Annotated in this window: 22 protein-coding genes; 3 read left to right on the plus strand and 19 right to left on the minus strand. The window is 72.6% G+C overall.

The window, feature by feature from the left end; all coding sequences use genetic code 11:
• Positions 1-31: 31 nt before the first annotated feature.
• A complete protein-coding gene (locus tag ACXR2U_RS18980; RefSeq protein WP_458826642.1) occupies positions 32-3,019 on the minus strand; it encodes a S8 family peptidase in 2,988 nt (995 codons plus the stop codon).
• A gap of 265 nt (positions 3,020-3,284) precedes the next feature.
• Positions 3,285-4,517: a winged helix-turn-helix domain-containing protein gene (locus ACXR2U_RS18985; RefSeq protein ID WP_458826643.1), complete on the minus strand. Its 1,233-nt coding sequence runs from the start codon at positions 4,515-4,517 to the stop codon at positions 3,285-3,287.
• A 53-nt stretch (positions 4,518-4,570) separates the two neighbouring features.
• Between ACXR2U_RS18985 and ACXR2U_RS18990 the strand changes: the two genes are divergently transcribed.
• The gene (locus ACXR2U_RS18990; protein ID WP_458826644.1) at positions 4,571-5,137 is read left to right on the plus strand and encodes an N-acetyltransferase family protein; all 567 of its coding nucleotides are present in this window, start codon (positions 4,571-4,573) and stop codon (positions 5,135-5,137) included.
• 59 nt (positions 5,138-5,196) lie between these two features.
• Positions 5,197-6,051, plus strand: a complete 855-nt coding sequence (locus ACXR2U_RS18995) for a glycerophosphodiester phosphodiesterase (RefSeq protein ID WP_458826645.1) — start codon at positions 5,197-5,199, stop codon at positions 6,049-6,051.
• Positions 6,052-6,072: 21 nt separating this feature from the next.
• Here ACXR2U_RS18995 and ACXR2U_RS19000 read toward each other — a convergent pair whose 3' ends face one another.
• The 13 genes from ACXR2U_RS19000 to ACXR2U_RS19060 all read right to left on the minus strand — a co-directional run bounded on the left by ACXR2U_RS19000 (position 6,073) and on the right by ACXR2U_RS19060 (position 20,692).
• Complete coding sequence (locus ACXR2U_RS19000; RefSeq protein ID WP_458826646.1) at positions 6,073-6,525, minus strand: hypothetical protein; 453 nt, start codon at positions 6,523-6,525, stop codon at positions 6,073-6,075.
• Positions 6,526-6,571: 46 nt separating this feature from the next.
• Entirely contained in the window at positions 6,572-7,336 is a 765-nt protein-coding gene (gene dapB / locus ACXR2U_RS19005) for a 4-hydroxy-tetrahydrodipicolinate reductase (protein WP_458826663.1), read from the minus strand.
• 4 nt (positions 7,337-7,340) lie between these two features.
• Positions 7,341-8,672: a M16 family metallopeptidase gene (locus ACXR2U_RS19010; RefSeq protein ID WP_458826647.1), complete on the minus strand. Its 1,332-nt coding sequence runs from the start codon at positions 8,670-8,672 to the stop codon at positions 7,341-7,343.
• A 17-nt stretch (positions 8,673-8,689) separates the two neighbouring features.
• Entirely contained in the window at positions 8,690-10,951 is a 2,262-nt protein-coding gene (locus ACXR2U_RS19015; RefSeq protein ID WP_458826648.1) for a polyribonucleotide nucleotidyltransferase, read from the minus strand.
• A 232-nt stretch (positions 10,952-11,183) separates the two neighbouring features.
• Positions 11,184-11,453, minus strand: coding sequence for a 30S ribosomal protein S15 (gene rpsO / locus ACXR2U_RS19020; RefSeq protein ID WP_458826664.1), 270 nt, complete (start codon positions 11,451-11,453; stop codon positions 11,184-11,186).
• 135 nt (positions 11,454-11,588) lie between these two features.
• Positions 11,589-12,557: a bifunctional riboflavin kinase/FAD synthetase gene (locus tag ACXR2U_RS19025; protein ID WP_458826649.1), complete on the minus strand. Its 969-nt coding sequence runs from the start codon at positions 12,555-12,557 to the stop codon at positions 11,589-11,591.
• Between the two features lie 5 nt (positions 12,558-12,562).
• Positions 12,563-13,834, minus strand: coding sequence for a Mur ligase family protein (locus ACXR2U_RS19030; RefSeq protein WP_458826650.1), 1,272 nt, complete (start codon positions 13,832-13,834; stop codon positions 12,563-12,565).
• Positions 13,831-15,150 carry a hypothetical protein gene (locus ACXR2U_RS19035; protein ID WP_458826651.1) on the minus strand — a complete coding sequence of 440 codons (1,320 nt, stop codon included), beginning with the start codon at positions 15,148-15,150 and terminating at the stop codon, positions 13,831-13,833. Before ACXR2U_RS19035 ends, ACXR2U_RS19030 begins: the two co-directional genes overlap by 4 nt.
• Before the next feature lie 11 nt (positions 15,151-15,161).
• On the minus strand, positions 15,162-15,986 hold the full coding sequence (locus tag ACXR2U_RS19040) for a GNAT family N-acetyltransferase (protein ID WP_458826652.1): 825 nt from the start codon (positions 15,984-15,986) through the stop codon (positions 15,162-15,164).
• On the minus strand, positions 15,983-17,395 hold the full coding sequence (locus ACXR2U_RS19045; RefSeq protein WP_458826653.1) for a M1 family metallopeptidase: 1,413 nt from the start codon (positions 17,393-17,395) through the stop codon (positions 15,983-15,985). The genes ACXR2U_RS19040 and ACXR2U_RS19045 overlap by 4 nt, the downstream gene beginning before the upstream one ends.
• Positions 17,396-17,444: 49 nt before the next feature.
• Complete coding sequence (locus ACXR2U_RS19050) at positions 17,445-18,368, minus strand: peptidylprolyl isomerase (RefSeq protein ID WP_458826654.1); 924 nt, start codon at positions 18,366-18,368, stop codon at positions 17,445-17,447.
• 73 nt (positions 18,369-18,441) lie between these two features.
• A complete protein-coding gene (gene truB / locus ACXR2U_RS19055; protein ID WP_458826655.1) occupies positions 18,442-19,353 on the minus strand; it encodes a tRNA pseudouridine(55) synthase TruB in 912 nt (303 codons plus the stop codon).
• Between the two features lie 13 nt (positions 19,354-19,366).
• A complete protein-coding gene (locus ACXR2U_RS19060) occupies positions 19,367-20,692 on the minus strand; it encodes an MATE family efflux transporter (protein ID WP_458826665.1) in 1,326 nt (441 codons plus the stop codon).
• Between the two features lie 217 nt (positions 20,693-20,909).
• Here ACXR2U_RS19060 and ACXR2U_RS19065 point away from each other — a divergent pair, with 217 nt between their 5' ends.
• Complete coding sequence (locus ACXR2U_RS19065) at positions 20,910-23,090, plus strand: peptidase M6 immune inhibitor A (protein WP_458826656.1); 2,181 nt, start codon at positions 20,910-20,912, stop codon at positions 23,088-23,090.
• Between the two features lie 67 nt (positions 23,091-23,157).
• Here the strand turns inward: ACXR2U_RS19065 and ACXR2U_RS19070 are convergent, their stop codons facing one another.
• The 4 genes from ACXR2U_RS19070 to infB form a co-directional block, all read right to left on the minus strand.
• Positions 23,158-23,697, minus strand: a complete 540-nt coding sequence (locus ACXR2U_RS19070; protein ID WP_458826657.1) for an N-acetyltransferase family protein — start codon at positions 23,695-23,697, stop codon at positions 23,158-23,160.
• Complete coding sequence (rbfA, locus tag ACXR2U_RS19075) at positions 23,694-24,137, minus strand: 30S ribosome-binding factor RbfA (RefSeq protein WP_458826658.1); 444 nt, start codon at positions 24,135-24,137, stop codon at positions 23,694-23,696. Before rbfA ends, ACXR2U_RS19070 begins: the two co-directional genes overlap by 4 nt.
• A gap of 21 nt (positions 24,138-24,158) precedes the next feature.
• Positions 24,159-24,458: a DUF503 domain-containing protein gene (locus ACXR2U_RS19080; protein ID WP_458826659.1), complete on the minus strand. Its 300-nt coding sequence runs from the start codon at positions 24,456-24,458 to the stop codon at positions 24,159-24,161.
• 34 nt (positions 24,459-24,492) lie between these two features.
• Positions 24,493-26,950 (minus strand): translation initiation factor IF-2 (gene infB / locus ACXR2U_RS19085; RefSeq protein ID WP_458826660.1); only part of this gene is annotated, 2,458 nt, incomplete at its 5' end.

The following is a 26,950-nucleotide window of genomic DNA, read 5'->3' on the forward strand; positions in this document are numbered from 1 at the left end:
GGTGGTGCGGTCGATCAGGTGGTGACGGGTGTCAGTTGACGGTGACGACCGTCCCCGACCCGTCGAGGTACTCGATCCAGCCGAGGTACGGCGTGCCCGCCGTCAGACCGGACCAGCTCGCGGTCAACGTGATCGGCCGGCCCGCGGTGGTGGTCGGCGACGTCGGGCTCACCGCGAACGACCCCAGGGAGTCGGCCGTGGTGACCGCGCCCTTGGTGAAGGTGAACGGGCTGGTCGACGCGCCGGGGGCGTTGGCGTAACCCTGCAGCACGGCCACATACGTCCCGGCCGCCGGGCTGCGCAGCACGACCTCCTCGTCCGCCGCACCGCTCGCCGACACACCGACCTGGGTGCCCACGCCGCCCTCGACCCGGTACACGACCAGGTCCAGGTCGGCCGCGTCGTTCTCCGAGTCCAGCGTGAACCGGGCCGCCTCGGTGTCCTCCGCGACGGTCAGCGCCGACTGGATGCTCTGCCCGACGTTCAGCGTCCCGGTCGAGCGGGTGTTCTCGGCGAGACCTCTCGCCGTGACGGGGAACGACCCCGTGACACCGGGCGTGACGGTGAACGCCTTCGAACCACTGGCGCCGGAGCCCGCGACCTGCGCCGGGGCCGCGACGGCCTTGGGCGTCACGGCGATCGGACTGCGGACGGTCGTGCCGCCGCCGGTCCAGGTCAACGTGCCCTTGGACGCGACGTCGAACGCGGCGGTGGTCCGGGTGAACTTCACCGTGAAGGTCTTGGTCTGACCGGCACTGTCGAAGTTCAGGATCGACGGGCTGACCGTCGCGGTGACGCCCGGGACCGAGATCGTCGCGCGGTACAGACCCGCGGTGGTCGCGGTGACCTTCCGGGTGACGGTCTGCGGCGCGAGCAACTGCCCGATCGCGATCGACGGGTTGTTGTAGTTGCTCGGGTCGATCGGGGCGACCCCGGTGTCGTCGACCTCGCCGATGCCCGCGAGGTAACCGAGCCAGTCGGCGTCACCCGCGTTGTAGACCAGACCCGGGTTGAGCATGCGGGTCGGGGTGACGACGCCCGCGCCCTGCGCGAACGGGTCGGTGGTGCCGACGGTGTCGCCCGCGGTGGTCATCATCGCGGACTTGACCATCATCGGGGTCCACGTGGGGTGGACGCCGAAGTAGATCGCGGCGAGACCTGCGATGTGCGGGGCCGCCATCGAGGTACCGGAGTAGAAGTCGTAGTCCCGGCCGTGGTTCGAGGGCGGAGCGACCGCGGCGAGGATCGACACACCCGGCGCCGCGATGTCCGGCTTGAGGATGTCACCGCCGCTCGCGAGGGACGGGCCGCGCGAGGAGAACCCGGCGACCTGCGGGTACGCGGGCGACGGGATCGACGTGGTGTTGCCCGGCGTGAAGGTGACCGTGGCGTTGCTCCGGCCCGCGTAGGTCTTGACGGTGGGGTAGGCGTCCACGTCGAGGTGGACGGTCGGCACGAAGTGCACGTCGGCGTCGAGGCTGTTGCCGGTCGGGTTCACCAGCAGCATCCCGGCGCCGCCGGCCCGGTCGACCTCGGTCGACTTCTCCAGGCGGCCGTTGATGCCGCGCTCGCACACGACGACCTTGCCCGCGGTCTTGGCGGGGTCGAGCGTGCCCGCGATGCAGAGGGTGGCGTCGGCCGCGGTCGCGTCGCCGTTCCTGACGGCCCGCGCGAGCACCAGTCGCTTGTTCTTCAACGGCTCGTCGACCGAGGTGGAGATGCCGACGAACGTGCGGCCGTTGCCGAGCGTGACGGTCGCGGTGTACGGCGCGATGCTGCTCGCGGCGACCGTGGACAGCCAGGGCGCGGTGTTGTCCATCGTCGCGGCGCCGGGGCCGGAGTTGCCGGCCGAGGCGGACACGAAGATGCCGGCGGACGCGGCCGAGAGGAACGCCAGCTGCGTCGGGTCGCTCGCCGCGGACTCCGAGGACGAGCCGATCGAGTAGTTGATCACGTCGACACCGTCGGCGACCGCGGCGTCGATGGCCGACACGAGGTCGGAGGTGAAGCCGCCCGAGCGGGCCTCCTCCGTCGACTCCCACAGTCCCTTGTAGACCGCGATGCGGGCCCCGGGCGCGACGCCCGAGATCCGGCCGAAGTCGATGCCGTCGACCGAGGCGGCGACGTTGTTGTTGCCCGCGGCGGTGGAGGCGGTGTGCGAGCCGTGGCCGCCACCGTCACGCGGGGACACGAAGTCGGCGCGCACCGACGGCGGGTTGGCGGCGAGCCACGCGGCGCCGAAGTAGCGGGCCGCGATGACCTTGGTGTTGCAGTTCGCGGTGGTGAACTGCTCACCGGTCTGGCAGATGCCGGTGAAGGTGCTGCCGTCGGCCTTGGCCATCACGGTCGTACCGCCCGAGCGGTACGGCAGGTACGGGTCGGCGGCGGTCGCGGGCTTCGTGCCGAGCGCCGCACCCGCGAACGACGGGTTCTCGGGCCAGATGCCGGTGTCGATGACCCCGACGACGACGCCCTTGCCAGCCGAGGACGGCCCACCCACGGTCGGCCACAGGCCGCCCCGGATCTTCAGCTGCTCGATGGAGTTCCGGTCGTCGGTCGCCTTGTGCAGCGTGTCCTTCGCGACCAGCCGGACGCCCGGCTGGGCGGCGATCTCCCGGGCCTGGTCCGCGGTGAGCGTCGCGGCGAAACCGGACAGCGTGGTGCTGTACCGGACGCTCGGCGTGACACCCGCGGCCCGTGCGACGTTGGTCTGGCGCGCGGTGAGGTACGCGGCGTAGCGCGTCGCGTCGGCGCTCTTCACCTGCACCTTGGCGCCGGCCTTCGGCTTGGTCGGGGTGTAGCCCGCCACGCCACCGGCGTAGGTCGCGACGGGCTGGTCGGACATGACCACCACGTAGCGGCCCGCGGTGAAGGCGGGAGCGGTGAAGGGGGACGAGCCCGGGTCGGCGGGGGCCGCCGACGACGGGGCCGCGGCGAGCGCGGCGGCGACGCCGACCGCGGTCGCCGCCGCCGTGACGGCGGCGAGGCGGGCCGGGTGGCGCCTGGACAGGATGGACAACGCGGTTTCCTCCGGTGGGTCGGACCGTGCGGGGTGGTGCGGACGACCTCCGCCGACCACGCAGGGCCGAGCCGCCCGGTCGCAGGCGGACACACCGACTGGACGCGAGGCGGAACGACCCCGGCGAACCGCACACGGACCCGATGACGGGCAGGCACGGAGGAACCGGACGTAAAGGCGGAGGCCCGCTGATCCTGGGAGCTGACCTCACAAGGGTCAACGGCCCACGGAGCTCCGGCAGGGTTGTGTAACCAGATCGTGATGATCAGGTCAGGGCGAGCGCAGCGTCGAGTTCGCCCGCGAGGTCACCACGCGGCACCACGGCGACGTCGTCGAGGTCCAGCCAGGCGGCCAGCTCACGCAGGGCCGCCGCGAGTTCGCCGGCGACCCGGGCGCGGTCGTGGTCGGGGACGTCGGGCTCGGCGAACGCGGCCTGGACCCGCAGCACGCCCGCCTGCCGGTCGGCCTTGAGGTCGACCCGGCCGACCAGGCGGTCGCCGAGCAGGAACGGCAGGACGTAGTAGCCGTACACCCGCTGTGCCGCCGGGGTGTAGATCTCGATCCGGTACCGCATCCCGAACAGCCGCTCGGTGCGCGGGCGGAACCAGACCAGCGAGTCGAACGGCGACAGCAGCGCCCGGGCGTCGACCCGACGCGGCCGCTTGGCGCCCGGCCACAGGTACGCCGGCGCCCGGCCCCACCCCTGGACCTCGACCGGCTGCAACTCCCCCGCCTCGACCAGCTCGGCGACCCGGAGCTTGGACTCGGCGCGTGGCAGCCGGAAGTAGTCGCCGAGGTCGGGTTCGGTGGCGACACCGAGCGCGCGGGCCGACACCCGGACCAGTTCCCGGTGGGCGTCCTCGCGGCTCGGCGTGGGGGCCTGCACGACGGTGGCCGGCAGCACCCGTTCGGTGAGGTCGTACCAGCGCTCGAAGTTGACCCGCCGTGCCGCGGTGACCTCCCCGGCCCAGAACAGGTACCCCAGCGCCTCCTTGCCCAGGTGCCAGTTCCACATCTGCCCGGGCTCACGCCGGGGCGGAGCCAGACCGGTGTCGACCGCCCGGACCGGGCCCTCGCCGAACAGGCCCCGCACCTGGTCGAGCAGGCCGGGGCTCTCGCGCGCGGTCCGCATGCCACCCCACGCCTCGTCGGCGGCCCGTTCCATCCGCCACCGCAGCAACGGGTGCAGCCGCAGCGGCAGGATCGACGCCTCGTGCGCCCAGTACTCGAACGTTTCACGCTGCAACGGTCCGGCCGTGAAGCCGGTGAGCTTGTCGAGCAGGTCACGCGGGTACGCGCCGAGCCGCGCGAACACGGGCAGGTAGTGCGAGCGCGACAGGACGTTGACCGAGTCGATCTGCAGCAGCGCCACCCGGTCGAACACCCGCCGGATGTGCCGGGCGTCGACCCGGCCGCTCGGCCTCGGATCAGTGAACCCCTGCGCCGCCAGCGCGATCCGGCGCGCGGCGGCGGCGGTGAGACGCTCGACCTCGGCCATGCAGCGGACCGTAGCGGGACCCTCCGACACCCGCCTGCGTACCGTCGGGCGACGTGGCCGATGCGAGCGTGCGCCCCGCGACCCTCGTCGACGTCGCCGACGTCGCCCGGCTGCAGGTCTCCACGTGGCGCACCGCCTACGCCGAGATCCTCCCGGCCGAAGTGCTCGAGGGACTGTCCGAGGCGCAGGCGGCCGGGGCGTGGCAGGCGGGCATCGCCGCCCCACCCACGCAGGGACACCGCGTGCTGGTCGCGTTCGAGGGGCGCCAGGCCGTCGGGTTCGTGGCGATGGCGCCCGCGACCTCCGACGACCTCGACCTCGGTGACGCGACCCCCGCCGGCGACGTCCCCCCGGAGGGCGGCACCGTGGTCGTCGGACCACTGCTCGTCGAACCCCGCTGGGGCCGGCGTGGCCACGGTTCGCGGCTGCTCGCGGCCGCGGTCGACCTCGCCCGGGAGGACGGTGCCGTGCGGGCGCTCGCCTGGGTCCTCGAACCGGACTCGGCGTCGCGGGCGTTCTTCGCGGCGGCGGGGTGGGAGGCCGACGGCGTCGCGCGGATCCTCGACACCGGCCCGACCACGTTGCGGGAACTGCGGCTGCACGCCGACATCTCCGCCTAGCCGTGCGGGGCAGCGACCCCGCGTGGCACACGTTTGCACAGGTATCCGACACTTGTCCGGTGTCGTCCCTCGCGGCCACCCCGCCGCCCCCGTCCCGGACCGTCACGCGGCGCACGTTCGTCGCGGCGCTCGCGGGCGCGGCCTGCCTCGCGACGTGCGGGTCCGCGGCCGCGACGCCCGCTCGGGCGACCGCCTCGGCCGCCGCGACACCGCTCCAGGCCTGGCTGACGCGGCGGACGATCCGCATCGCCCACCGCGGCGGGTCGGCGGACTGGCCCGAGGCCTCGCCGCTCGCCTACCGCAACGCCGCGGCGTGGAACCGCGCCCTGGCGTTGGAGTTCCCGGCCCGCCGGACCGCCGACGGTGTGTGGATCGCGTCCGAGGACGCCTCGACCGGCCGGGTCTTCGGCCGCGACCTCACCATCGCCACCTCGACCTGGGCCCAGGTGTCGACGCTGCGCTCCGTGGTGGGCGCCCAGCCGCCCAGCCGCCTGAAGCAGACGGTCCTCGACCAGGTCTCCCGGGACCGCATCCTGTTCGTCGACGACAAGGACGACGACCACGTCGACGAGTTGCTGGACCTGCTGGACCAGTACGGCGGCCGGCGCCGTGCGGTGGTCAAGTCCTTCCACCAGTTCGTCGACACCCCGCGGACCGCCCGCGCACGGGGCTACACGACCTGGGGGTACTGGTACGAGGACCAGATGGGCGACTTCGACGACGCCCAGCGCCGGTTCGACCTGCTCGGTATGGAGTACGGCGCGTCCGAGGCGGTCTTCGACCGCATGACCGCCACCGGCAAGCGGGTCCTCGCCCACATCGTCGCCACCGAGGAGCAGGCCGACCTCGGCCTGTCGAAGGGCGCCACCGGCCTCATGGTGTCGGGGGTCGAGGAGGTCGTCCCCCACTCCTGACCGATCCGCGGCCGGACCGGGTCAGGTGCGCACGAGGGACAACGCGTGGCGCATCGCGCCCCGGGCGCGCTTGCGGTCGCCCGCGAGGTCGTAGGCCTGGGCCAGGCGGTACCAGGCGACCGGATCGTCCGGGGCGGCCTCGGCGTCGGCCCGGCGCAGTGCGAACAGCGCGTCGGCGCCGACGCGCTCGACGCGTCCGCTCGCGGTGCGGGGCAACGCGTTCACCTCCGCCTCGTCGGCGTCGAGCACGGCCGGGTCGATCGACCGGGCCAGGCGCGCCGTGGCCGCGCCGAAGCGGATCTCCTGCGTCACGAGGAGGATCCCGATGAGCGGGAAGACGAACACCGCGACACCGAGGACGACCGAGATGGCGTCACCGGACGTCACCAACGCGACACCGCGCTGGGTCACCAGGCCGAGGTAGACCGCCAGCAGGACCACGAGCAGGCCCACCGTGACCTGAGCGCGCCTCACGGCTGGTGAGGGCCGCTCTGCGGGCCGGACGGCCGCCGCACGGACGTCAGGGCGTGTCGAGGCCGAGCAGGGCCTCGAGCCCGAGGGTGAGGCCGGGCCGGGTGCGGACCGCCTTGACCGCGAGCAGCACGCCCGGCATGAACGAGGTGCGGTCGATGGAGTCGTGCCGGATCGTCAGCAACTCCCCGGCCGAACCGAACATGACCTCCTCGTGCGCCACGAGGCCGGGCAGGCGCACGGCGTGCACGCGCACGCCGTCGACGTCGGCACCGCGCGCGCCGTCGAGTCCGTGCGTGGTGGGGTCGGCGACCGGGGTGCGACCGGCGGCCCGCTGCGCCGCCGCCACCGCACGGGCCGTGCTGGTCGCGGTGCCGCTGGGGGCGTCGACCTTGCGCTCGTGGTGCAACTCGATGATCTCGACGGCGTCGTAGAACCGGGCGGCGGTCACGGCGAAGTGTTGGGTCAGGACGGCGCCGAGCGCGAAGTTGGGCGCGATGAGCACCCCGACGTGGGGGGCGTCCGCGAGCCACGCCTCGACCTGCGCGATGCGCTCGGTGTCGAAGCCGGTGGTGCCGACCACCACCGAGACCCCGCGCGAGATCGCCTCGTGCAGGTTGTCCATGACGGCGTCGGGATGGGTGAAGTCGACGACGACGTCGGCGTTCGCCAGGGCGTCGATCGAGTCGTAGTCGACCTCGTCGCCGCCGACGTGGTCGATCCGGGCCGTCAGCCGGAGCATCGGGTCGGCCTCGACGGCGCGGCACACCTCACGGCCCATCCGCCCGGCGGCACCGAACACCCCGACGCGCATGCGGTCAGCCACCGTCGTCCCCGGCGTCGAACGCGTGGTCGTCGAACGGCCCGACCACCGCGAGCGCCCGCGGCTGGGCGAACAGGTCGGCGGCCACCGCACGGACGTCGTCGTCGGTGACGGCCTCGATGCGACCGAGCACGGCGTCGACCGTGAGCACCTCGCCGCTGACCAGTTCGCTCTTGCCGATACGGGTCATCCGCGACGCCGAGTCCTCGAGACCGATGACCATGCCGCCGCGGGCCTGACCCTTGCCGCGTTCGATCTCGTCGGCGGACAGACCGTCGCGGGCCACCGACGCCAACTCCGAGCGCATGAGCGAGAGCACCTCGTCGGCTTTGGCCGGCTGGCACCCCGCGTAGACGCCGAACATGCCGGTGTCGGCGTAGGCGGCGTGGAAGCTGTAGACCGAGTAGGCGAGGCCGCGTTCCTCCCGGATGCGCTGGAACAGCCGCGACGACATGCCGCCGCCCAGCGCGGCCGAGAGCACGCCGACGGCGTAGCGGCGCGGGTCGTGCCGCGAGAGCCCGCGCACGCCCAACATGATGTTGGCCTGTTCGGTGTCGTCGCCACTGACCCGTGTGCTGGGTCGGTCGGCGAAGCGGGCGGCGACACCGGCGGCGGTGCCGCGGGGCGCGGGCGCCTCGTGGCCGGGGTCGAGCCGACCCGCGAACGCCTGCCGCACACGGGCGACGACGTCGGCGTGCGAGACGTTCCCCGCGACGGCCACGACCATGTCGCCCGGTTCGTAGCGGCGGTGGTAGTACCCGGCGACCTGCCGCCGGGTCATCGCCGTGATCGAGGCGTCGCTGCCGAGGATCGAGCGCCCCAACGGGGAGTCGCCGAAGACCGCGGTGGCGAACTCCTCGCTCACCAGGTCCGACGGGTCGTCGTCGCGCATGGAGATCTCCTCCAGCACGACGTGCCGTTCCACCTCGACGTCGCGCGCGGCGACCGTGGCACTGAGCACGACGTCGCAGATGACGTCCACCGCGTAGTCGACGTCACGGTCGAGGACCGTGGCGTAGTAGCAGGTGTGTTCCTTCTCGGTGAACGCGTTGAACTCGCCACCGACGGCGTCCATCCCGATCGCGATGTCGAGCGCGCTGCGAGTCGGGGTGCCCTTGAACAACAGGTGTTCGAGGAAGTGCGAGGCGCCGGCGACCGACGGCGACTCGTCACGCGAGCCGACGTCGACCCAGACACCGACGCTGGCGCTGCGGACCCACGGCATGGTCTCGGTGACCACGCGGAGCCCGCCCGGGAGGACGGTGCGGCGGATGACCGCACCCGCACCGTCCGTCCCGAGCGTCTCGGTCCGTGCCTTCTTCGGCAACGAGGTCCCCGGTCGGATCAGGCGTCGACCGTGGCGGGCGCGTCGGCCGGGGCGGCGTCCGCGTCGGCCGTGACCGGCACCAGGCTGATCTTGCCGCGACCGTCGATCTCGGTGATCTCGACCTGCAGCTTGTCGCCGACCTTGACGACGTCCTCGACCTTGCCGATGCGCTTGCCGTTGCCGAGCTTGCTGATGTGCACCAGGCCGTCCTTGCCCGGCAGCAGCGAGACGAACGCGCCGAAGGCGGCCGTCTTCACCACGGTGCCGAGGAACCGCTCGCCGACCTTCGGCATCTGCGGGTTGGCGATCTGGTTGATGCGGTCGACCGCGGCCTGCGCCGAGGGGCCGTCGGCGGCACCGACGTACACCGTGCCGTCGTCCTCGATCGAGATCTGCGCGCCGGTCTCGTCCTGGATCGCGTTGATCATCTGACCCTTGGGGCCGATGACCGCGCCGATCTTGTCGACCGGGATCTTCAGCGCCGTGACGCGCGGGGCGTACGGGCTCATCTCGTCGGGGGCGTCGATGGCCTCGCCCATGACGTCGAGGATCGCGAACCGGGCCTCACGGGCCTGGGTGAGCGCACCGGCGAGGACGTCGGACGGGATGCCGTCGAGCTTGGTGTCCAGCTGCAGCGCGGTGACGAACTCCCGGGTGCCGGCGACCTTGAAGTCCATGTCGCCGAAGGCGTCCTCGGCACCGAGGATGTCGGTGATCGCGACGTACTCGGTGTTGCCGTCGACGGTGTCGGAGATCAGGCCCATCGCGATGCCCGCGACCGGCGCGCGCAGCGGCACACCGGCGTTGAGCAGGGCGAGGGTCGAGGCGCAGACCGAGCCCATCGAGGTCGAACCGTTGGAGCCGAGGGCCTCGGACACCTGACGGATCGCGTAGGGGAACTCCTCGCGGCTCGGCAGCACCGGCACGAGCGCGCGCTCGGCGAGGGCGCCGTGCCCGATCTCGCGACGCTTCGGCGAACCGACGCGGCCGGTCTCACCGGTCGAGTACGGCGGGAAGTTGTAGTTGTGCATGTACCGCTTGGTCGTGACCGGCGAGAGCGTGTCGAGCTTCTGCTCCAGGCCGAGCATGTTCAGCGTGGTGACACCCAGGATCTGGGTCTCGCCGCGCTGGAACAGCGCCGAACCGTGGACGCGCGGGACGACCTCGACCTCGGCCGACAGCGTGCGGATGTCGGTGATGCCACGGCCGTCGATGCGGATCTTGTCGCGCAGGACGCGCTGGCGGATCAGCTTCTTCTGCAGCGCGCGGTACGCACCCGAGATCTCCTTCTCACGCCCCTCGACCTGGGGGCCGACCAGCTCGGTGGCGAGGCCCTTGACGCGGTCGATCTCGGCCTCGCGGTCCTGCTTGTCGGCGATGGTGAGCGCCTGGGTCAGCGGCTCGGTGACCGCGGCGGCGACCAGGTCGAAGACGTCGTCCTGGTAGTCGAGGAAGACCGGGAACTCGCGGGTCTCCTTCGGCGCGGCGGCGTGCAGCGCCTGCTGCGCGCGGCACAGCTCGGCGATGAACGGCTTCGCGGCCTCGAGACCCTGCGCGACGACCTCCTCGGTCGGCGCGGTGGCGCCGCCGGCGACCAGGGCGATGACGTCCTCGGTGGCCTCGGCCTCGACCATCATGATCGCGACGTCACCGGACTCGGTGACCCGGCCGGCGACGACCATGTCGAACGTGGCCTGCTCGATCTGCGGGTGGCTCGGGAACGCGACCCACTGACCCTCGATGAGGGCGACGCGCACGCCACCGATCGGGCCGCTGAACGGCAGGCCCGCGATCTGCGTGGAGGCGGACGCCGCGTTGATCGCGACGACGTCGTAGAGCACCTCGGGGTCCAGACCCATGACGGTGACGACGACCTGGACCTCGTTGCGCAGACCCTTGGTGAAGGTCGGGCGCAGCGGGCGGTCGATGAGCCGGCAGGTGAGGATGGCGGCCTCGGACGGGCGGCCCTCGCGGCGGAAGAACGAGCCGGGGATCTTGCCGATGGCGTACATGCGCTCTTCGACGTCGACCGTGAGCGGGAAGAAGTCGAAGCCCTCACGGGGGTGCTTGCCGGCGGTGGTGGCCGACAGCAGCATGGTGTCGTCGTCGAAGTACGCGACGACCGAACCGGCGGCCTGCTTGGCGAGGCGACCGGTCTCGAAGCGGATGGTGTGGGTACCGAACTTGCCGTTGTCGATCGTGGCGACCGACTCGACGACGGTGGAACCGTCGGGGGCCTCGGTGATCTCGACGCCGGCAGGCGTCTGGGTTTCGCTCATGGGATTCTCTCTCGACCTCTCGTCTCCGGACGGGCCTCGTGCCCGTGCCGGTGTGGTGCGCCGGACGGTGGGAGGACGCCGGGAGCGAGAGGTCGAGAGGTGCCGGATCCTGCGGACCGGTCTTCGATCGAAGCCACCGGGGACGAAGCCCCGGGAGCCACTACCGAGGACCGGCGGCAGTTCGGCGGGGTTCGACCCCGCGCGGGCGACGTCCGCCCGGTCCGGGGTGGTGCTAGCGACGCAACCCGAGGCGCTCGATGATCGAGCGGTACCGGTTGATGTCGGTCTTCGCGATGTAGTTCAGGAGCCGGCGGCGCTGGCCGACCAGCAGCAGCAGACCACGACGGCTGTGGTGGTCGTGCTTGTGGATCTTGAGGTGCTCGGTGAGGTCGCGGATGCGCTGCGTGAGCATCGCGACCTGGACCTCGGCGGAGCCCGTGTCCTGGTCGTTCGCGCCGTACTCGGCGATGATCTGCTTCTTGACGTCCTGCGTGAGCGGCACTGACAGCCCTTCCGGGTCCTCGTGGCAGCGCGCCCCACCGGTCTGGATCACGATGGGAGACGGTCGCGCTACCCGTCGGCATCCGGGCACGCAGCAGAGCGCGGCCTGGAGGCCGTCGCCCAGGTTACCAGGCGATCACAGGGCGGCGACGAGCTCGCGCGCCCGGTCGACGTCGAGCGCCATCTGGTCGACCAGTTCGTCCAGGGTGTCGTAGCGCTCCATGCCCCGCAGCCGGTGGGTGAACTCGACGCCGAGCTGGTCGCCGTAGAGGTCGCCCTCGAAGTCGAGGATGTGCGCCTCGACCCGACGCTCGCGGCCCTGGAAGGTCGGGTTGGTGCCGACGGAGATGGCCGTGGTACCGAGCACGGAGTGCGGCACCGTGTGCCCGAACCGGTCGAGGCGCACCACGCGCCCGGCGTAGACGCCGTCGGCCGGGACCGCCGCGTGCGGCTCGAGGCGCATGTTGGCGGTGGGGTAGCCGAGCTTGCGACCGCGTTGGTCGCCCCGCTCCACGACACCGTCGAGGCGGTGCGGCCGGCCGAGCGCGTGCGCGGCCGCGCCCATGTCCCCCGCACCCACGCAGGCGCGCACGTAGGTCGAGCTGATCGGGGTGTCGAGGTCGGCCAGGTCGTCGGCGAGCAGCGGGACGCCGGTGGCACGGAAGCCGAAGCTGCGGCCGAGTTCGGCCAGGGTGTCGACGTCGCCGGCCGCCTTGTGCCCGAACCGGAAGTTCTCGCCGACGACGACGTGGGACGCGTGCAGGCGCGACACCAGCGCCTCGTGCGCGAACTCGCCCGGCGACATCCGCGACAGCTCGAGCGAGAAGGGCATCGCGCAGAACACGTCGACCCCGAGCCGGCCCACCAGCTCCGAGCGGCGGGACAGCGTGGTGAGCGCCGGGGGGTGGCTGCCCGGCCGGACGACCTCCGCCGGGTGCGGGACGAACGTCACCAGGACGCTGGGCAGACCGTCGGCCGCCGCCTGCTCGACGGCGCGGGCGATGATCGCCTGGTGCCCGCGGTGCACGCCGTCGAACACGCCGATGGTGACCACGCAGCGGCCCCACCCCGACGGCACGGCGGACAGGTCGTTCCAGCGCTCCACGGGGATCAGGGTACGACCGGGGCGACGGCGGTGACGGCGGCCGCGAAGGCCGCGCCCTTGGCCGCGTGGTCACGGAACTGGTCGTAGCTCGCGGCGCCGGGCGACAGCAGGACGACGTCGAGATCGGTGCGGTGGTCCGCCGCCCACGCCACGCCTGCGTCGACCGTGCCCACCTGCACCGAGGGCACACCCGCGGCGGTCAGCTCCGCGGCGAACCGGGCCGTCGTCTCGCCCAGGAGCAACACCGCGGCGGACCTCCGGTGCAGGGCGGGGACGAGCCGGTCGAGCGGTTGGCCGCGGTCCTTGCCGCCGAGCAGCACGGCGACGCGCCGCTCGGGGAAGGCGTCGAGCGCGGCGAGGACGCTCTCCTGGGTGGTGGCGAGCGCGTCGTCGACCCACAGCAACCCGCCGGCCTCGCCGACGACCGCCTGGCGGTGCGGGAGCGGCCGGTACTGCGCCGCGACCTGCGCGACGACCCCGGGAGCGATCGTTGCACCGAGCAACGCGCCGGCCGCGGCGACGGCCACGCGGAGGTTCTCCCGCACGTGCCGGGGAAGCAGCGTGCTGAGGTCGGGGAGTTCGGGGGGCGTGACGACCTCGGGGACGGCGCCGACGTCGGCGACCGTCCGGAGCTTGTCGGCCGTCTCCGGCAGCGTGACGAGGGTCTGGGCACCCTCGCTGAAGATCCGGGACTTCGCCTCCCAGTAGGACTCGAGCGTGCCGTGTTCAGCGAGGTGGTCGGCGTACAACTGGGTGACGACCGCGACCCGCGGGGAGTGGTCGAGCGAGGCGCACTGGTACGACGACAGCTCGATGACGAAGAACGCCCGATCGTTGCGGGGTGCACCGGTGGCCGGGTCCAGCAGGTCGAGCAACGGGACCCCGATGTTGCCGGCCAGTTCGGCCTCGGCACCGGAGGCGACCACCAGGTCGCGGACGAACGACGACGTGGTGCTCTTGCCCTTGGTCCCCGTCACGCCGACGGTGCGGGTGGCGGCCCGGGTCATGAACTCGTCGGTGCCCGAACGCACGACGACACCGGCCTCACGGAGCTGCGCCCGGCGTGGGTCGGCCGGCCGGATCCCGGGGCTCACCCACACCGTTGCACACGACAACAGCGCGTCGAAGCCTGCGACCTCGACCTCGGGCGCGGTCTCGTGCACCCGGTCGGGGTCGTCGTCGACGACGACGACCGACGCGTCCGGGGTGGTCGCGGTGACCCACCGCCACGCCGCCGCCCCCTCGCGGCCGAAACCCCAGATGCCGACGCGGCTCACGGTGTGCCGACGGGATCGAGCAGGCCCCGGTACCGCTCCGGCAGCGCGGCGACGGCCGTCGCGTCGGCCCGGAACAACCGCTCGACCTGCACCTCGGTCGGCATGAGGTCGCCCGCCTCGAGCTCGCGGTGCACGGCCTCGACGAAGTCCGGCAGGGCCTCACCGGTGCGCGCGAGCAGCAGCAGCGCCGCCCGGCTCTCCAGCACCTCCCCCACGCACTCCAGCGGCTTGCCGTCGGTCAGCCCCACGAGCGACCGCAGGTTCTCCGACATCGCCTCGCTGCCCACGACGTCGCCGCCGAACATCCGCGCCCGACGCTCGGGCGGCATGAACGGCGCGAGCACCAGCCCGACGAAGGCGCACTTGGGGCAGCGCAGGCACCACGACGGCGCCCGGCGCGCGGGATCGCGCAGGTAGACGTTGTTGCAGCTGATCGCGACGGTGTCGAAGGTGCCGATCTCGGCGAAGCGGCGCGCGATCTGGATCTCGTGCCACGGTCGGAGCAGCGAGAAGTAGCCCAGGCCGTCCGGGAGGACGCCCTGCAGCAGCCGCTCGAACGCGGTCGACTTCGACCACTGGTGGTTGACGACCAGGCCGTCGGCGGTGACCAGGGTCGGCTCGTCCGCCGAACCCTCGTTGGACATCGCGACCGCGCCGATGCCGTGACCCTCGGCGTACAGCAGCGCGACCAGGCTGTTGATGGCCGTCACCGGGATGTGGCCGTTGAGGCCGGTGCGCGCGGTGAACGCCGCGAGTCCCGGGTCCAGGGTGCGGGTGGCCACGGTGAGCGGCACGCCGGCCGCGGCGGCGCACGCCCGGATGGTCGGGTGACCGCCGACCGCGAACGCGTGCACGTCCTCGCCCGCCTGCTGGAGCAGGTCCACGCTGACCACGGAGTCCTTGCCGCCACCGAGCGGGACGAGCACGCCGGTCCGCGTCCGACGCGCGGCCTCGACCGCGGGCGTCGGCGTCGGGACAGAGACGGAGGGGGTGAGGGCGTCGCGTCGGCCGCTGGTGTGGGCGTACTCGGCCAGACCGTTCCGGATCAGCTCGGCGAGGAACGGGGCGACCCGGGGATCGGCGGGGAACCCGAGGATCACCGGCGCGGGTCGGGCCTTGTAGTAGCTCAGCCCGATCGCCGCGTGCAGCAACTGCACGAGCACCGAGGTGGCCGGCACGTCGAGCGCCTCGTCGAACTCCACGACCTCGGTGAAGGCGACGTCCGCACCCGGGGATCGGGACTCGAACGGGAACTCGAGGCTTTGCCCGACCCACCGGGGGACGCCGTAGACGAACGCCTCTGCCCCGTCGGTCACGTCGGACCAATCTACCGACGCGGTGGGCGCGCGCGCTCGGCCTGCCCGGTGTGGCCGAGGCGGCGGAAACCCAGCCGCTGGTAGATGCGGGCGACGTCGTCGCTGTCGGCGGACAGCAGCAGGAGCTCGACACCGCGGGCGAGCGCCGCCTCGACCAGCGCCGAGGTGACGGTCAGCGCGAGACCCCGCCTGCGGAACGCGGGCAGGGTCGCGACGCCCATGATCTCGGCCGCGCCGTCGACCGGTTTCACGAGCCCGGTGGCCACCACCCCGTCGTCGCCCAGCGAGGCGGTGACGGTGACGGTCCGTTCGGCCGCGGCGTCGTCGGCGAACCACGCGAGGTGGTCGGGGTCCGCCCCGGACCCGGACGCGTCCCGTTCGGCCGCGCCCGCGTCGCCGGTCCCGGTGCCGCCGTGCCCGAACCCGACGTGGGCGACCGCGCGTGCCGCGCGGATCTCCTCGACCGACCGGGCGTGGGCGAGCTCGACCTCCGGCACCGTCGGCGCCGGTCGGAAGCGGTCCGCCGTGAGCACCAGCAGCGGGTACCGCTCGATCGCGAGCCCGTACCCCGCCACGACCCCGGTCAGCGAAGGTGTGACCTCCTCGACCCACTCGACCGCCAGGGCCATGCCGATCTCGGCGCACCGCGCCGCCAGCCGGTCGAGGTCAGCCTTGGTGATCTCGACGGCGGAGCCGCGCCGGGGGCGGGCGTAGAGCGGGTACGGCGCGCGGCTGACGAACAGGGTGAACGGGCCGATCTCCTCGACGTCGCTGCTGTCGCGCTGGACGACGTCGAGGTAGGCGTCGACCCGGTCGAGCAGCTCGGGGTCGCTCACCACGAGGTCGGCTTGGCGGGGTCGTCCAGCCACACCGCGAAGAACCGGGTGAGGTCGCGGCCCGAGACCTTCGCGGCGAACTGCCGGAACTGGGTCACGCTCGCGGAACCGTAGGCGTGCCCCGCCACCCAACGCTTGAGGATGTCGAAGAAGGTCGCGTCGCCCAGTTCGTCGCGCAGCGCGGCGAGGGTCGCGGCCCCCCGGGTGTAGACGGAGTCCGCGAAGATGTTCTCGGGTCCGCCGGGGTTCGCCGGCGGCGGCGTCCACACGCTGTCGTCCGCGGGCCGGGCCAACACCCGTTCCAGCCGGTCGTGGGTGCTGGGGCCGCCGGTGTGCTCGCCGTACAGCCAGCTGGCGAACTCGGCGAAGCCCTCGTTCAGCCAGATGTCACGCCACCTGCCGAGGGTGACGTCGTCGCCGAACCACTGGTGCGCGAGCTCGTGCGACATGGTCGCGACGTCGGGCGCCCGGTCGAACACCGGCCGGGTGGCGGTCTCGAGCGCGTACCCGACGTCCGGCGCGTCGTCGACGATCGCGCCGACGCTGTCGAAGGGGTAGGGCCCGAACTTCTTGCTGAACCAGTCGACGACGTCCGGCAGGGCGGCGATCGCGGCCGCGCTGCCGGCCGCCTGGTTCGAGGTGACGGCGTTGAGGTACGGCACCCCACCCGGTGTGCGGCCGGTGGTGACGTCGAACTCGCCGATGGTGGCGGTCACGAGGTAGGTGGGGATCGGGTAGGCCATCGACCACACCGAGGTGGTGCGGCCGCCACCGGTGGTGGAACTGAGCCGGGTGCCGTTGCCCACCGCCACCACGGTGGACGGGGTCGTGACCGCGAGGGTGTACGTGGCCTTGTCGCGCGGGGTGTCGTTGCACGGGAACCAGGTCGGCGCCCCCTGGGGTTCGCTCGCCACGAACGCGCCGTCGGGGGTGGGGATGAAGCCGTCGAGGGCGCCGTCGGGGTCGTGGATCGCCGCGGCCGTGCCGCCGTAGGTGACCTGCACGGTGAACGCGGTGCCGGCGCGCAGCGTCGTGGCCGGTGTGACCACCAGTTCCTGCACGGCCGCCGCCCGTTGGGTGAAGGTCGCCGGCCGCCCGTCGACGACCACCCGGGAGACGACCATGGTGCGGCGCAGGTCGAGGTCGAAGCGGGACAGGGCCTGGGTGGCGGTGGCCCGGATCTTGGTGACGCCGGTCAGCGCCCTGGATTCCGGCGTGTACGAGACGGCGAGGTCGTAGTGCGCGACGTCGTAGCCACCGTTGCCCTGCCGCGGGAAGTAGCCGTCGCCCGCCCCGGCCGCGCCGGGTGTGCCCCGCACCGGAGCCGCGCCGGCGACCCCGGACACCAGCGACACGGTGAGCAGGGCGCACGACGTGAGGACGACACCCACGTTCCGGCGGTTGACCACGGCCGGACCCTACCCGGCGACACGGGCCGGTCCGGCGGTTTTCCCGGGGTCACTCGACGGTCGCGGTCACGATCGACACCGGGTCGTTGGGCACCCCGCCACCGGCAGGATCGGAGCCGTCGTTGCCCTCTGCAACGATCTTGGTGACGGTGTCGAGCCCGGACGTGACCCGCCCGACCACCGTGTAGTCCTTCGGCTGCGTCGCGTTGGAGTCCTTCGTGACGATGAAGAACCGGCTGCCGTTGGTGTCCGGGCCGGTGTTGGCCATCGCGACCACCCCGGCGGCGTAGTCCGCCGAGGCCGCGTTCTCGTCGGCGAAGGTGTAGCCGGGGCCGTCCTCGGACCCGCCCGGGTCACCACACTCGAGCAGGAAGGGCCCGGAGTCGACGCTGCGGGTGCACTCGGTGCCCTCGTAGAAGTACCTGTCGGTGAGGTGCTCGATGCTCTGCACCGCGCAGGGCGCGCTCGCGGCGTCCAGGGCGATGACGACGGGTCCCTCCGAGGTCGTGATGCGCCAGGTCCGGTCGGTCGTCGGCGTCGGGTCCGGATCCGGCGGCAGGGACACCGCGAACGACGGCGTCGACGGGTCCGGGGTGTACGCGCACGGTCCGGCCGTCGCCGCCGCCGTCGTCGAGGTCGGCAGCTTGCTGATCGCGGTGCCGACCACGGCGACGGTGCTCGCGAAGAGCACGAACACCAGGACGACGAACACGATGGCGTAGAGGATCAGCGCCCCGAGCATCGACACCACGAAGGCGATCCAGTAGCGGCTGGAGTCCTCGCGGCGCTGTGCGGCCCGGTTGCTGCCGATGACCGCGGGGATGAGCCCGAACAACGAGAACAGCAGGGTGACCACGACGACCGGCCACACCGGGAACGGCGGCGGCGCTCCGGGCGGCGGTCCGGGCCGCTGCTGCGGGTAGCCGTACCCGACCGGCTGGGGTGGCGGGGGCGGCGGCCCGTAGGAGGTCACAGCCCGAGCATGCCCGCGACCGCCGCCGCGCGCACTGGGGAACGTTTCCCAGGAAGCAGCCGGTCGGGAGCGCTCAGCCGCGGGCGTGCCAGATGAGCACGGGGCGGGCGAAGAAGCCGCCGCCCCGGGCCGTGTGGTTGTCGAACTCGCGGAGCAGACCGATCACCGTGCCGTCGTCGAGGAGCACAGCGTAGAGCCCCTCGATGCCCACCGGCGGCAGGAACCGCCCGTACGACAGCAGATCCGCCTCCTCGGCGGTGATCACCCGGACCGGCAGCAGTTCCCGCACCGCCTGCTCCAGCGTGAGGGTCAACGGGGTCGTGGTGTCGGTCCACTCGGCCACCCGGTCGAGCGGTACCGCCCGGTCGGCGGTGAACGGGCCGACCTGGGTGCGGCGCAGCGCGGTGAGGTGCCCGCCGACCCCGAGGTCTGCGCCGAGGTCACGGGCGAGCGCGCGGACGTACGTCCCCGACGACACCTCCACGTCGACGTCGACGTCGACCACGGCTCCCTCCGGCCGGACGTCCAGCACGTCGAACCGTTGCACGGTGACGCGTCGGGCCTGCAGGTCGACGTCCTCGCCGGCGCGGACCCGGTCGTAGGCCCGCTCCCCCGCGACCTTCACCGCCGAGACCGCCGACGGCACCTGGTCGATCTCGCCGACGAACCGCGCGGCGGCCGCCCGGATCGCGTCGGGGTCGAGCCCGCCGGCGTCGGTCGAGGTCAGCACCTCACCCTCGCGGTCGTCGGTGACGGTCGTGACGCCGAGCCGGATCGTCGCGGTGTAGGCCTTGTCGGTCAGGACCAGGTGGTGCAGCAGGCGGGTCGCCTGCCCGACCCCGACCAGCAGGACCCCGGTGGCCATCGGGTCGAGCGTGCCCGCGTGGCCGACCCGCCGCGTGTGGGCGAGGCGCCGGAGCCGACCGACGACGTCGTGCGACGTCATCCCCCCGGGCTTGTCGACGACGACCAGACCCCCCGGCATGTCGTCGCGTCGCTTACCCGACACGCGTCTCCCCCACCACGAGCCACCGGGTGCCGGCGCACCGCACGACCATGCCGACCAAGCGGACCAGGACGAAGCCCGTCAGCCCGGCCCACACCCCGCCGATCCCCCAGCCGAGGTGCAGCGCGAGCAGGTCGAGCGGCACGAACACCAGCAGCGCCCCGACCAGCGTGAGGTTGCGCATGAACGCGACGTCGCCCGCGCCGATGAGCACGCCGTCGAGGGCGAACACGACCCCGGCCGCCGGCATCATCGCGACGAACCACGGCCACAACCGTTGGGCCTGCTCACGGACGGCCTCCGACGACGTGAACACCGCCGGGACGGCGTCGTGGCCGAGCGCGAGCAGACCGGCGATGACCACCCCGACGACCAGACCCAGCCGGGCGACCCGCCACGCGGTGCGGCGGGCCTCGGCGGGGTCCGAACCACCGAGCGCGGCCCCGACCAGCGACTGGGCGGCGATGGCGAACGAGTCGAGCACGAGCGCGAGGAACGTCCACAGTTGCAGGGCGATCTGGTGCGCGGCGACCTGTGCCGCACCCATCCGCGCGGCGACGCCCGCCGAGGTGAGGAACGCGGCGTGGAACCCGACCTCGCGCAGCAGCAGGTCCCGACCGATCACCAGTTGCGCGCGCATGGTGCGCCAGTGGGGCCGCCGCTGCGGGGTGGCCCGCAGCAGGGCGCGCACGAACAACGCCGCGCCGAGGGCCTGGGCGGCGACGTTGGCGACCGCCGACCCGGCGACCCCCCACCCCACGGGGTAGACGAGGACCGGGCACAGCGCCGCCGAGACGGCGTTCGCGAGGAGCACCACCCGGATCGGCGTCCGGGTGTCCTGCACCCCACGCAACCAACCGTTGCCCGCGACAACGATCAGCACGAGCGGCAGACCGCACACCGCGATCCGCAGCCACTCCTCGGCGGCCGCCTGGGTCGGCGTGGCGCCGCCCGCGAGCGCCCGGGTGAGCGGGCCGGCGACGGCCTGACCGATCCCGACACCGCCGAGCCCGAGGAAGACCGCGAGCCAGGTGGCCTGGGCGCCCTCGGCGACGGCGTCCTCGAGGCGGCCGGCTCCGTACCACCGGGCCGCGCGGGCCGTGGTGCCGTACTCGAGGAAGCCGCCGATCATCGTGACGAGCGCGAGCAGGGTGCCGGCGATGCCCACGCCCCCGAGCGCGACCTCGCCGAGGTGGCCGACCACGGCGGTGTCGACGAGGACGTAGAGCGGCTCCGCGGCAAGGACCACGAAGGCCGAGCCCGCCAACGCGAACAGCCGGGCGGGGTTCGCGGGAGCGGTCGACATCGCGCCGACCAGCGTAGCGAGCGCCCGGCCCCGCACGGACCACGTCCACGACCCCGGGCCGTTGACGCGAATCGAACCTCTGGCTAACTTGCCCCGTACGGGGGCAAACGGATCCCCGCCCAGGACTTCGGGCCACGAGCCCGGATCGGAGCACGGTATGCGCGGTTCCTCGTCCCATCCACCCACCGGCACACGGAGGACGAGGCGCGCCCGCGCGTTCGCCCTGCCGGTGACCGCCGTGCTCGCCGCAGGCGTCGTGGTGGCCGTCCCGGCCGCCGCGAAGCCCGCGCCGGCCGTCGCGCCCAGCGCCGCTCCCGCCGAGCAGGCGCGCCACGTCGCCCCGGGCAAGAGCTGGTCGACCGCGAAGCTGCCGGTCGCGAAGTCGGGCGCGACCACGGCGCCGAGCGGTCCGACCCCGCCGGTGGGCACGGTCCGCAAGTACCTGGCGCTGGACGACTACAACGGCGAGCTGTACCTGAAGAACTACACGCTCAAGGCCGTCGGGTCGAACATCGAGGTCTGGGTCGCGAACAACACCGCGTACCCGTCGGGCGACTGCCGCAGCGCGGTCCCCGGCACCACGACCGTCACCAGGGCGCAGGCCGAGTACCTCGCCGAGCAGTTCGACACCGTCATGCTGCCCAAGGAGTCCCAGGCGTTCAGCGTGGCGCCCGAGCGTGACGGCTCGGAGAACACCATCCCGGGTCTGGACAGCAGCGGCGACGGCGACAAGACCGTCACCCTGGTAGACAACGTCCGCGACGACAGCTACTACCTCGGCCCGGTCGAGGCGCCGACCTACATCGCCGGGTTCTTCTCGTCGCAGTTCAACGACCTGATGGACCGCAACGTCATGACGATCGACGCCTACGACTGGCTGCACCGCACCGGTGCGAACCCGCCGAACGAGCCGACCGACGACGTCTGCACCAGCCGTCCGGCGCGTCCGTTCCTCTACGAGGGCACGTTCGCCCACGAGTACCAGCACCTGCTGCAGAGCTACACCGACCCCGACGAGGTCAACTTCGTCAACGAGGGTCTGTCGGACTACGCGATCTCGCTGGTCGGCTACGGCCTCGCGAACCGCACCGTCGCCCAGCCGCGGGCGGAGTCGCACATCTACTGCCACCAGGGCTTCGGCACCGTGGAGACGCCGTACAACCCCAACCCCCGGGCCTGCGGTGGACCCGAGGACTCGCTGACGCTCTGGGGTGACCAGGGCGACGACAAGATCCTCGCCGACTACGGCATCGCCTGGTCGTTCATGCTCTACCTCGCCGACCACTACGGCACGGGCTTCATGAGCACCCTGCACCGCGACGGCGCGGACCAGGGCCTGGTCGGGATCCAGCACGCCCTCGACGGCTACGCCCCGGGGACGGACGTCTACCAGGTCGTCCACGACTTCCAGGCCATGGACCTGGTCGACCGCTTCGTGGACTTCGGGAACGCGACGGTGACCGGCATCGCGAAGAAGCGGGTCACCTCGAGCAGCCTCAACGCGACGGTCAACCTGGGCAACCCCGAGTCCTACGCGGACGCGGGTGCGCCGGCGAACGGTGCCGACTACGTCGGGCTGCGGGCCGCCAGCGGCCTCTACCTCACCGGTCAGGACCTGAAGAAGGTGACGTTCAGCGGCGCGACCACGCTCACCCCGCAGGCGCTGGCGTGGAAGATCGCCCGCAACGCCCCGGGCCGCGAGGACAACCCGGTGCTGTGGTCGGGCAACGCCAGCAACAGCAACGTCACCGCGGTGACGTCGGTGACCGTGCCCAAGGCCGAGCCCACGCTGACCTTTTCCGAGCTGCACCTGGCCGAGGAGGGCTACGACTACGCGTACACCGTGATCTCGACCGACGGCGGCAAGACCTACAAGCCGCTCGCCAACGCCAACACCGTCCCCGGGCCGCTCGGCCCGTCGTTCAACGGTGACGCCGAGGCCTTCGAGGAGCAGACCTTCGACCTGACGGCCTACGCCGGCAAGAAGGTCCTCATCGGGTTCCAGTACGTCAGCGACGGCGGCGTCAACGACGGCGGCTGGTACGTCGACGACGTCGAGGTCGGCGGCACCGTGGTCAGCAACGGCAGCTCGCTCGAGCCGTTCGACTCGCCCAGCGAGGTCCGCGCCACGCCGGTCTACCGCTGGAACCTGCAGCTGATCGGCCTCGACGCGGCCGGGAGGAAGGCCTTCGTCACCTCGGCGTCGGGCTTCGACTACACGCTGTCCGACAGCGTGCGGGCCAAGCTCGCGACCTACCCGCGGGTGGTCGCGATCGTCGGGTACGACGAGCCGACCGAGCAGTACCAGACGCCGGCGAACTACACCCTCACCGTCAACGGGGTCGTCCAGCCCGGCGGCGGCGGCGCGGCGGCCGCCAAGGCCGTCGTGGTGAAGGCGGACCGCTTCTAGGACGCGTTCCCTGCTGACACGACGACGGGCCCGCTCGACCGCTCCGGTCGAGCGGGCCCGTTCGTCGTCAGCGTGGGTGCTGCTCGGGCAGCGGCGGGAGGTCGACGAGCTCCCGGTACATCACCACGAGGTCGACCCGGCCGTGCTCCGGGTGCCGGAAGGCGCCCGGGACGAGCCCGACCCGGTCGAACCCGAGCCGCTCGTAGAGGGCGATCGCACCGACGTTCGTGGCCACCACGGCGTTGAACTGCACGCCGAGGAACCCCAGGTCGGCCGCCCGGTGCAGGCTGTGCACCACCATCACGGCGCCGAGGCCTCGGCCACGCACCGCGGCGTCGACCATGTAGGACCCGTTGGCGACGTGGTCGCCGGGGCCGGCCTGGTTCGGCGCGAGGTGGTAGGTCCCCACCACCCGGCCGTCGAGACGGGCGAGCCACGTCTCGTCGCGGTCGCCGCCGCGCAACCACGACTGCTCGGCCACGGCCGAGGTCGAGTCACGCGGGTAGGTGTACGTGTCGCCGGCGGCGACGACCTCGTGCCAGACCGGCCAGATCTCCGGCCAGTCGTCGACCGTTGCAGGGTGCAACGACAGCCGCGCGGACGTCACAGGTCGTCGTCGTCGTCCGCGACCCGCGGCTTCTTGTAGGGGTCGGCGTCGCCGGCGTAGGTCGCACCCTCGCGGCGCGCCGCGAGTTCGCGGTCGGCCTGCTCGGCCCGGGCCAGCAACTCGTCGACCTCACGGGCGACGTCGGGCACGGCGTCGAGCACGAACGTCAGCGTGGGCGTGAACTTCACCCCGGTCTGCCGGCCCACCTCGGAGCGCAGCCGCCCCTTGGCCGACTCCAGCGCCGCCGCGCTGTCGGCCCGGGCCTCCTCGTCGCCCCACACCGTGTAGAACACGGTGGCGTCGTGCAGGTCGCCCGTGACGCGGACGTCGGTGACCGTCACCATGCCCAGCCGGGGGTCCTTGACCTGCGTCTCCAACCCGTGGGCGACGATCTGCTGGATCCGCCCGGCCATCCGCCGGGCCCGTGCCTCGTCGGCCATGTCCCTCTCCCTGACTCGTCGCTACGACGACAGGTCGTCGTCGTCGAACACCCGCAGCCGGGTCGAGAGCAGCTCGACCTCGGGACGGCCCGCGACCAGACGTTCGCAGGCCTCGAGCACCTCGCGCACGTGCGTGTGGTCGTTGCCCACCGCCGCCACGCCGATCTCGGTGCGGCGGTGGAGGTCGACCGCGCCGGTCTCGGCCGCGGCGACGTCGAGACGGCGCAGCGCGGCCACGATGGGCCGCACCACGCCGCGCTTGTCCTTCAGCGAACGGACGTCACCGAGGAGCAGGTCGCAGACCAGCACCCCGGTGACCATCCGTCGCTCCGTACGTCGATCCCGCGCGGACCGCTCAGGTGCGCGGGATCTCCTGCATCTCGTAGGTCTCGATGACGTCCTCGACCTTGATGTCGTTGTACGACCCGAGGCCGATACCGCACTCGAAGCCCTCGCGGACCTCGGTGGCGTCGTCCTTGAACCGGCGCAGCGACTCGATGGTGAGGTTCTCGGCGATGACCGTGCCGTCGCGCAGCAGACGGGCCTTCGTGTTGCGCCGGATGGTGCCCGACCGCACGATCGAACCCGCGACGTTGCCGATCTTCGGCACCCGGAAGACCTCGCGGACCTCCGCCGTACCGAGCTGCGCCTCCTTGTACTCGGGCTTGAGCATGCCCTTGAGTGCAGCCTCGACCTCGTCGATGGCCTGGTAGATCACCGTGTAGTACCGGATGTCGACGCCCTCACGCTCGGACAGGGCCTGCGCGCGGCCCTCCGTCCGGACGTTGAAGCCGATGACCACGGCGTCCGACGCGATCGCGAGGTTGATGTCGTTCTCGGTGATCGAGCCGACACCACGGCCGATGACCCGCAGCGACACCTCGTTCTCGTTGCCGACCTCGATCTTGAGCAGCGCGTCCTCGAGGGCCTCGACCGAACCCGACACGTCACCCTTGAGGATGAGGTTGAGCGAGTCGACCTTGCCCTCGGCGAGCGCGGCGTCGAGGTCGTCGAGCGAGATCCGCCGACGCGCCGACGCGAGCTGCGCGTTGCGCTCCCGCGTCTGCCGACGGTCGGCGATCTGCCGCGCGATGCGGTCCTCGTCGACCACCATGAGCGAGTCGCCGGCACCCGGCACGGAGGTCAGACCCAGGACCAGCACCGGACGCGACGGCCCGGCCTCCTGGATCTGGTCGCCGTTCTCGTCGAGCATGGCGCGGACGCGACCGAACGCGTCGCCCGCCACGACCGACTCGCCGACCTTCAGCGTGCCGCGGGTGACCAGCACCGTGGCCACCGGACCGCGACCGCGGTCCAGGTGTGCCTCGAGGGCGACACCCTCGGCGTCCTGGTGCGGGTTGGCCCGCAGGTCCAGGGACGCGTCGGCCGTGAGCAGGATGCCCTCGAGCAGGCCGTCGATGTTGAGGTTCGACCGCGCGGAGACGTCGACGAACAGCGTGTCGCCGCCGTACTCCTCGGCCACCAGTCCGTACTCGGTGAGCTGCTGGCGCACCTTGGCCGGGTTGGCGTCCTCCTTGTCGATCTTGTTCACCGCGACGACGATCGGGACGTCGGCCGCCTGGGCGTGGTTCAACGCCTCGATGGTCTGCGGCATCACGCCGTCGTCGGCCGCGACCACCAGCACCACGATGTCCGTGGTCTGGGCACCGCGGGCACGCATGGCGGTGAACGCCTCGTGACCCGGGGTGTCGATGAACGTGATCGCGCGGTCCTCGCCCTCGTGCTCGACGTGGACCTGGTAGGCGCCGATGTGCTGGGTGATGCCGCCGGCCTCACCCGCCACGACGTTGGTCTTGCGGATCGCGTCGAGCAGGCGCGTCTTGCCGTGGTCGACGTGACCCATGACGGTGACGACCGGCGGACGGGCCACGAGGTCGGCGTCGTCGCCCTCGTCCTCGCCGTAGACGAGGTCGAAGCCCTCGAGCAGCTCGCGGTCCTCGTCCTCGGGCGAGACGACCTGGACGGTGTAGTTCAGCTCGGCACCCAGCAGCTGCAGGGTCTCCTCGTTGACCGACTGGGTCGCCGTGACCATCTCACCGAGCTGGAACAGCACGGTGACCAGCGCGGCCGCGTTGGCGTCGATGCGGTCGGCGAAGTCGGCGAGCGACGCACCGCGCGGGAGCCGGACGACGTCGCCGTTGCCGCGGGGGACGTTCGCGCCACCCAGGCTCGGCGCGGCGAGGTTGTCGAACTCCTGACGACGCTGCTTCTTGGACTTGCGGCCGCGACGCGGCGGACCTCCCGCGCGACCGAACGCACCGGCGGTCTGGGCGCCACCGCCGCCACGACCACGCCCACCGCCACCCGGACGGCCGGAGAAGCCACCGGGACGGGCGAACCCACCGGGGCCACCGGGACCACCGGGGCCACCGCCGCCGGGGCGGAAGCCACCGCCGCCGGGACGACCACCGGGGCCACCGCGACCGGGCGCACCACCGGGGCCACCACGGCCCGGAGCACCACGACCACCGGGACCACCCGGGCCGGCCGGGCGGTTCGGCATCATGCCGGGGTTCGGCCGGGGCGGCATCATGCCGGGGTTGGGACGCGGACCGCCGGGACCGGCCGTGCCACCGGGACGCGGGGCACCGGGACGCGGCGGCATGGTGCCGGGAGCACCACCGGGAGCACCGGGGCCCGCGGGACGCGGAGCCGGGCGGGGCGGCTGGTTGCTGCCGACGCCGAACGGGTTGTTGCCGACCCGCGGGGCCGGACGGGGACCCGGACGGGGACCCGCTCCGGGTGCGCCGGGAGCACCGGCCGGGGCGCGCCCGCCGGGGGCGGCGCGTGGC

The sequence above is a fragment of the Jatrophihabitans sp. YIM 134969 genome, assembly GCF_054456675.1.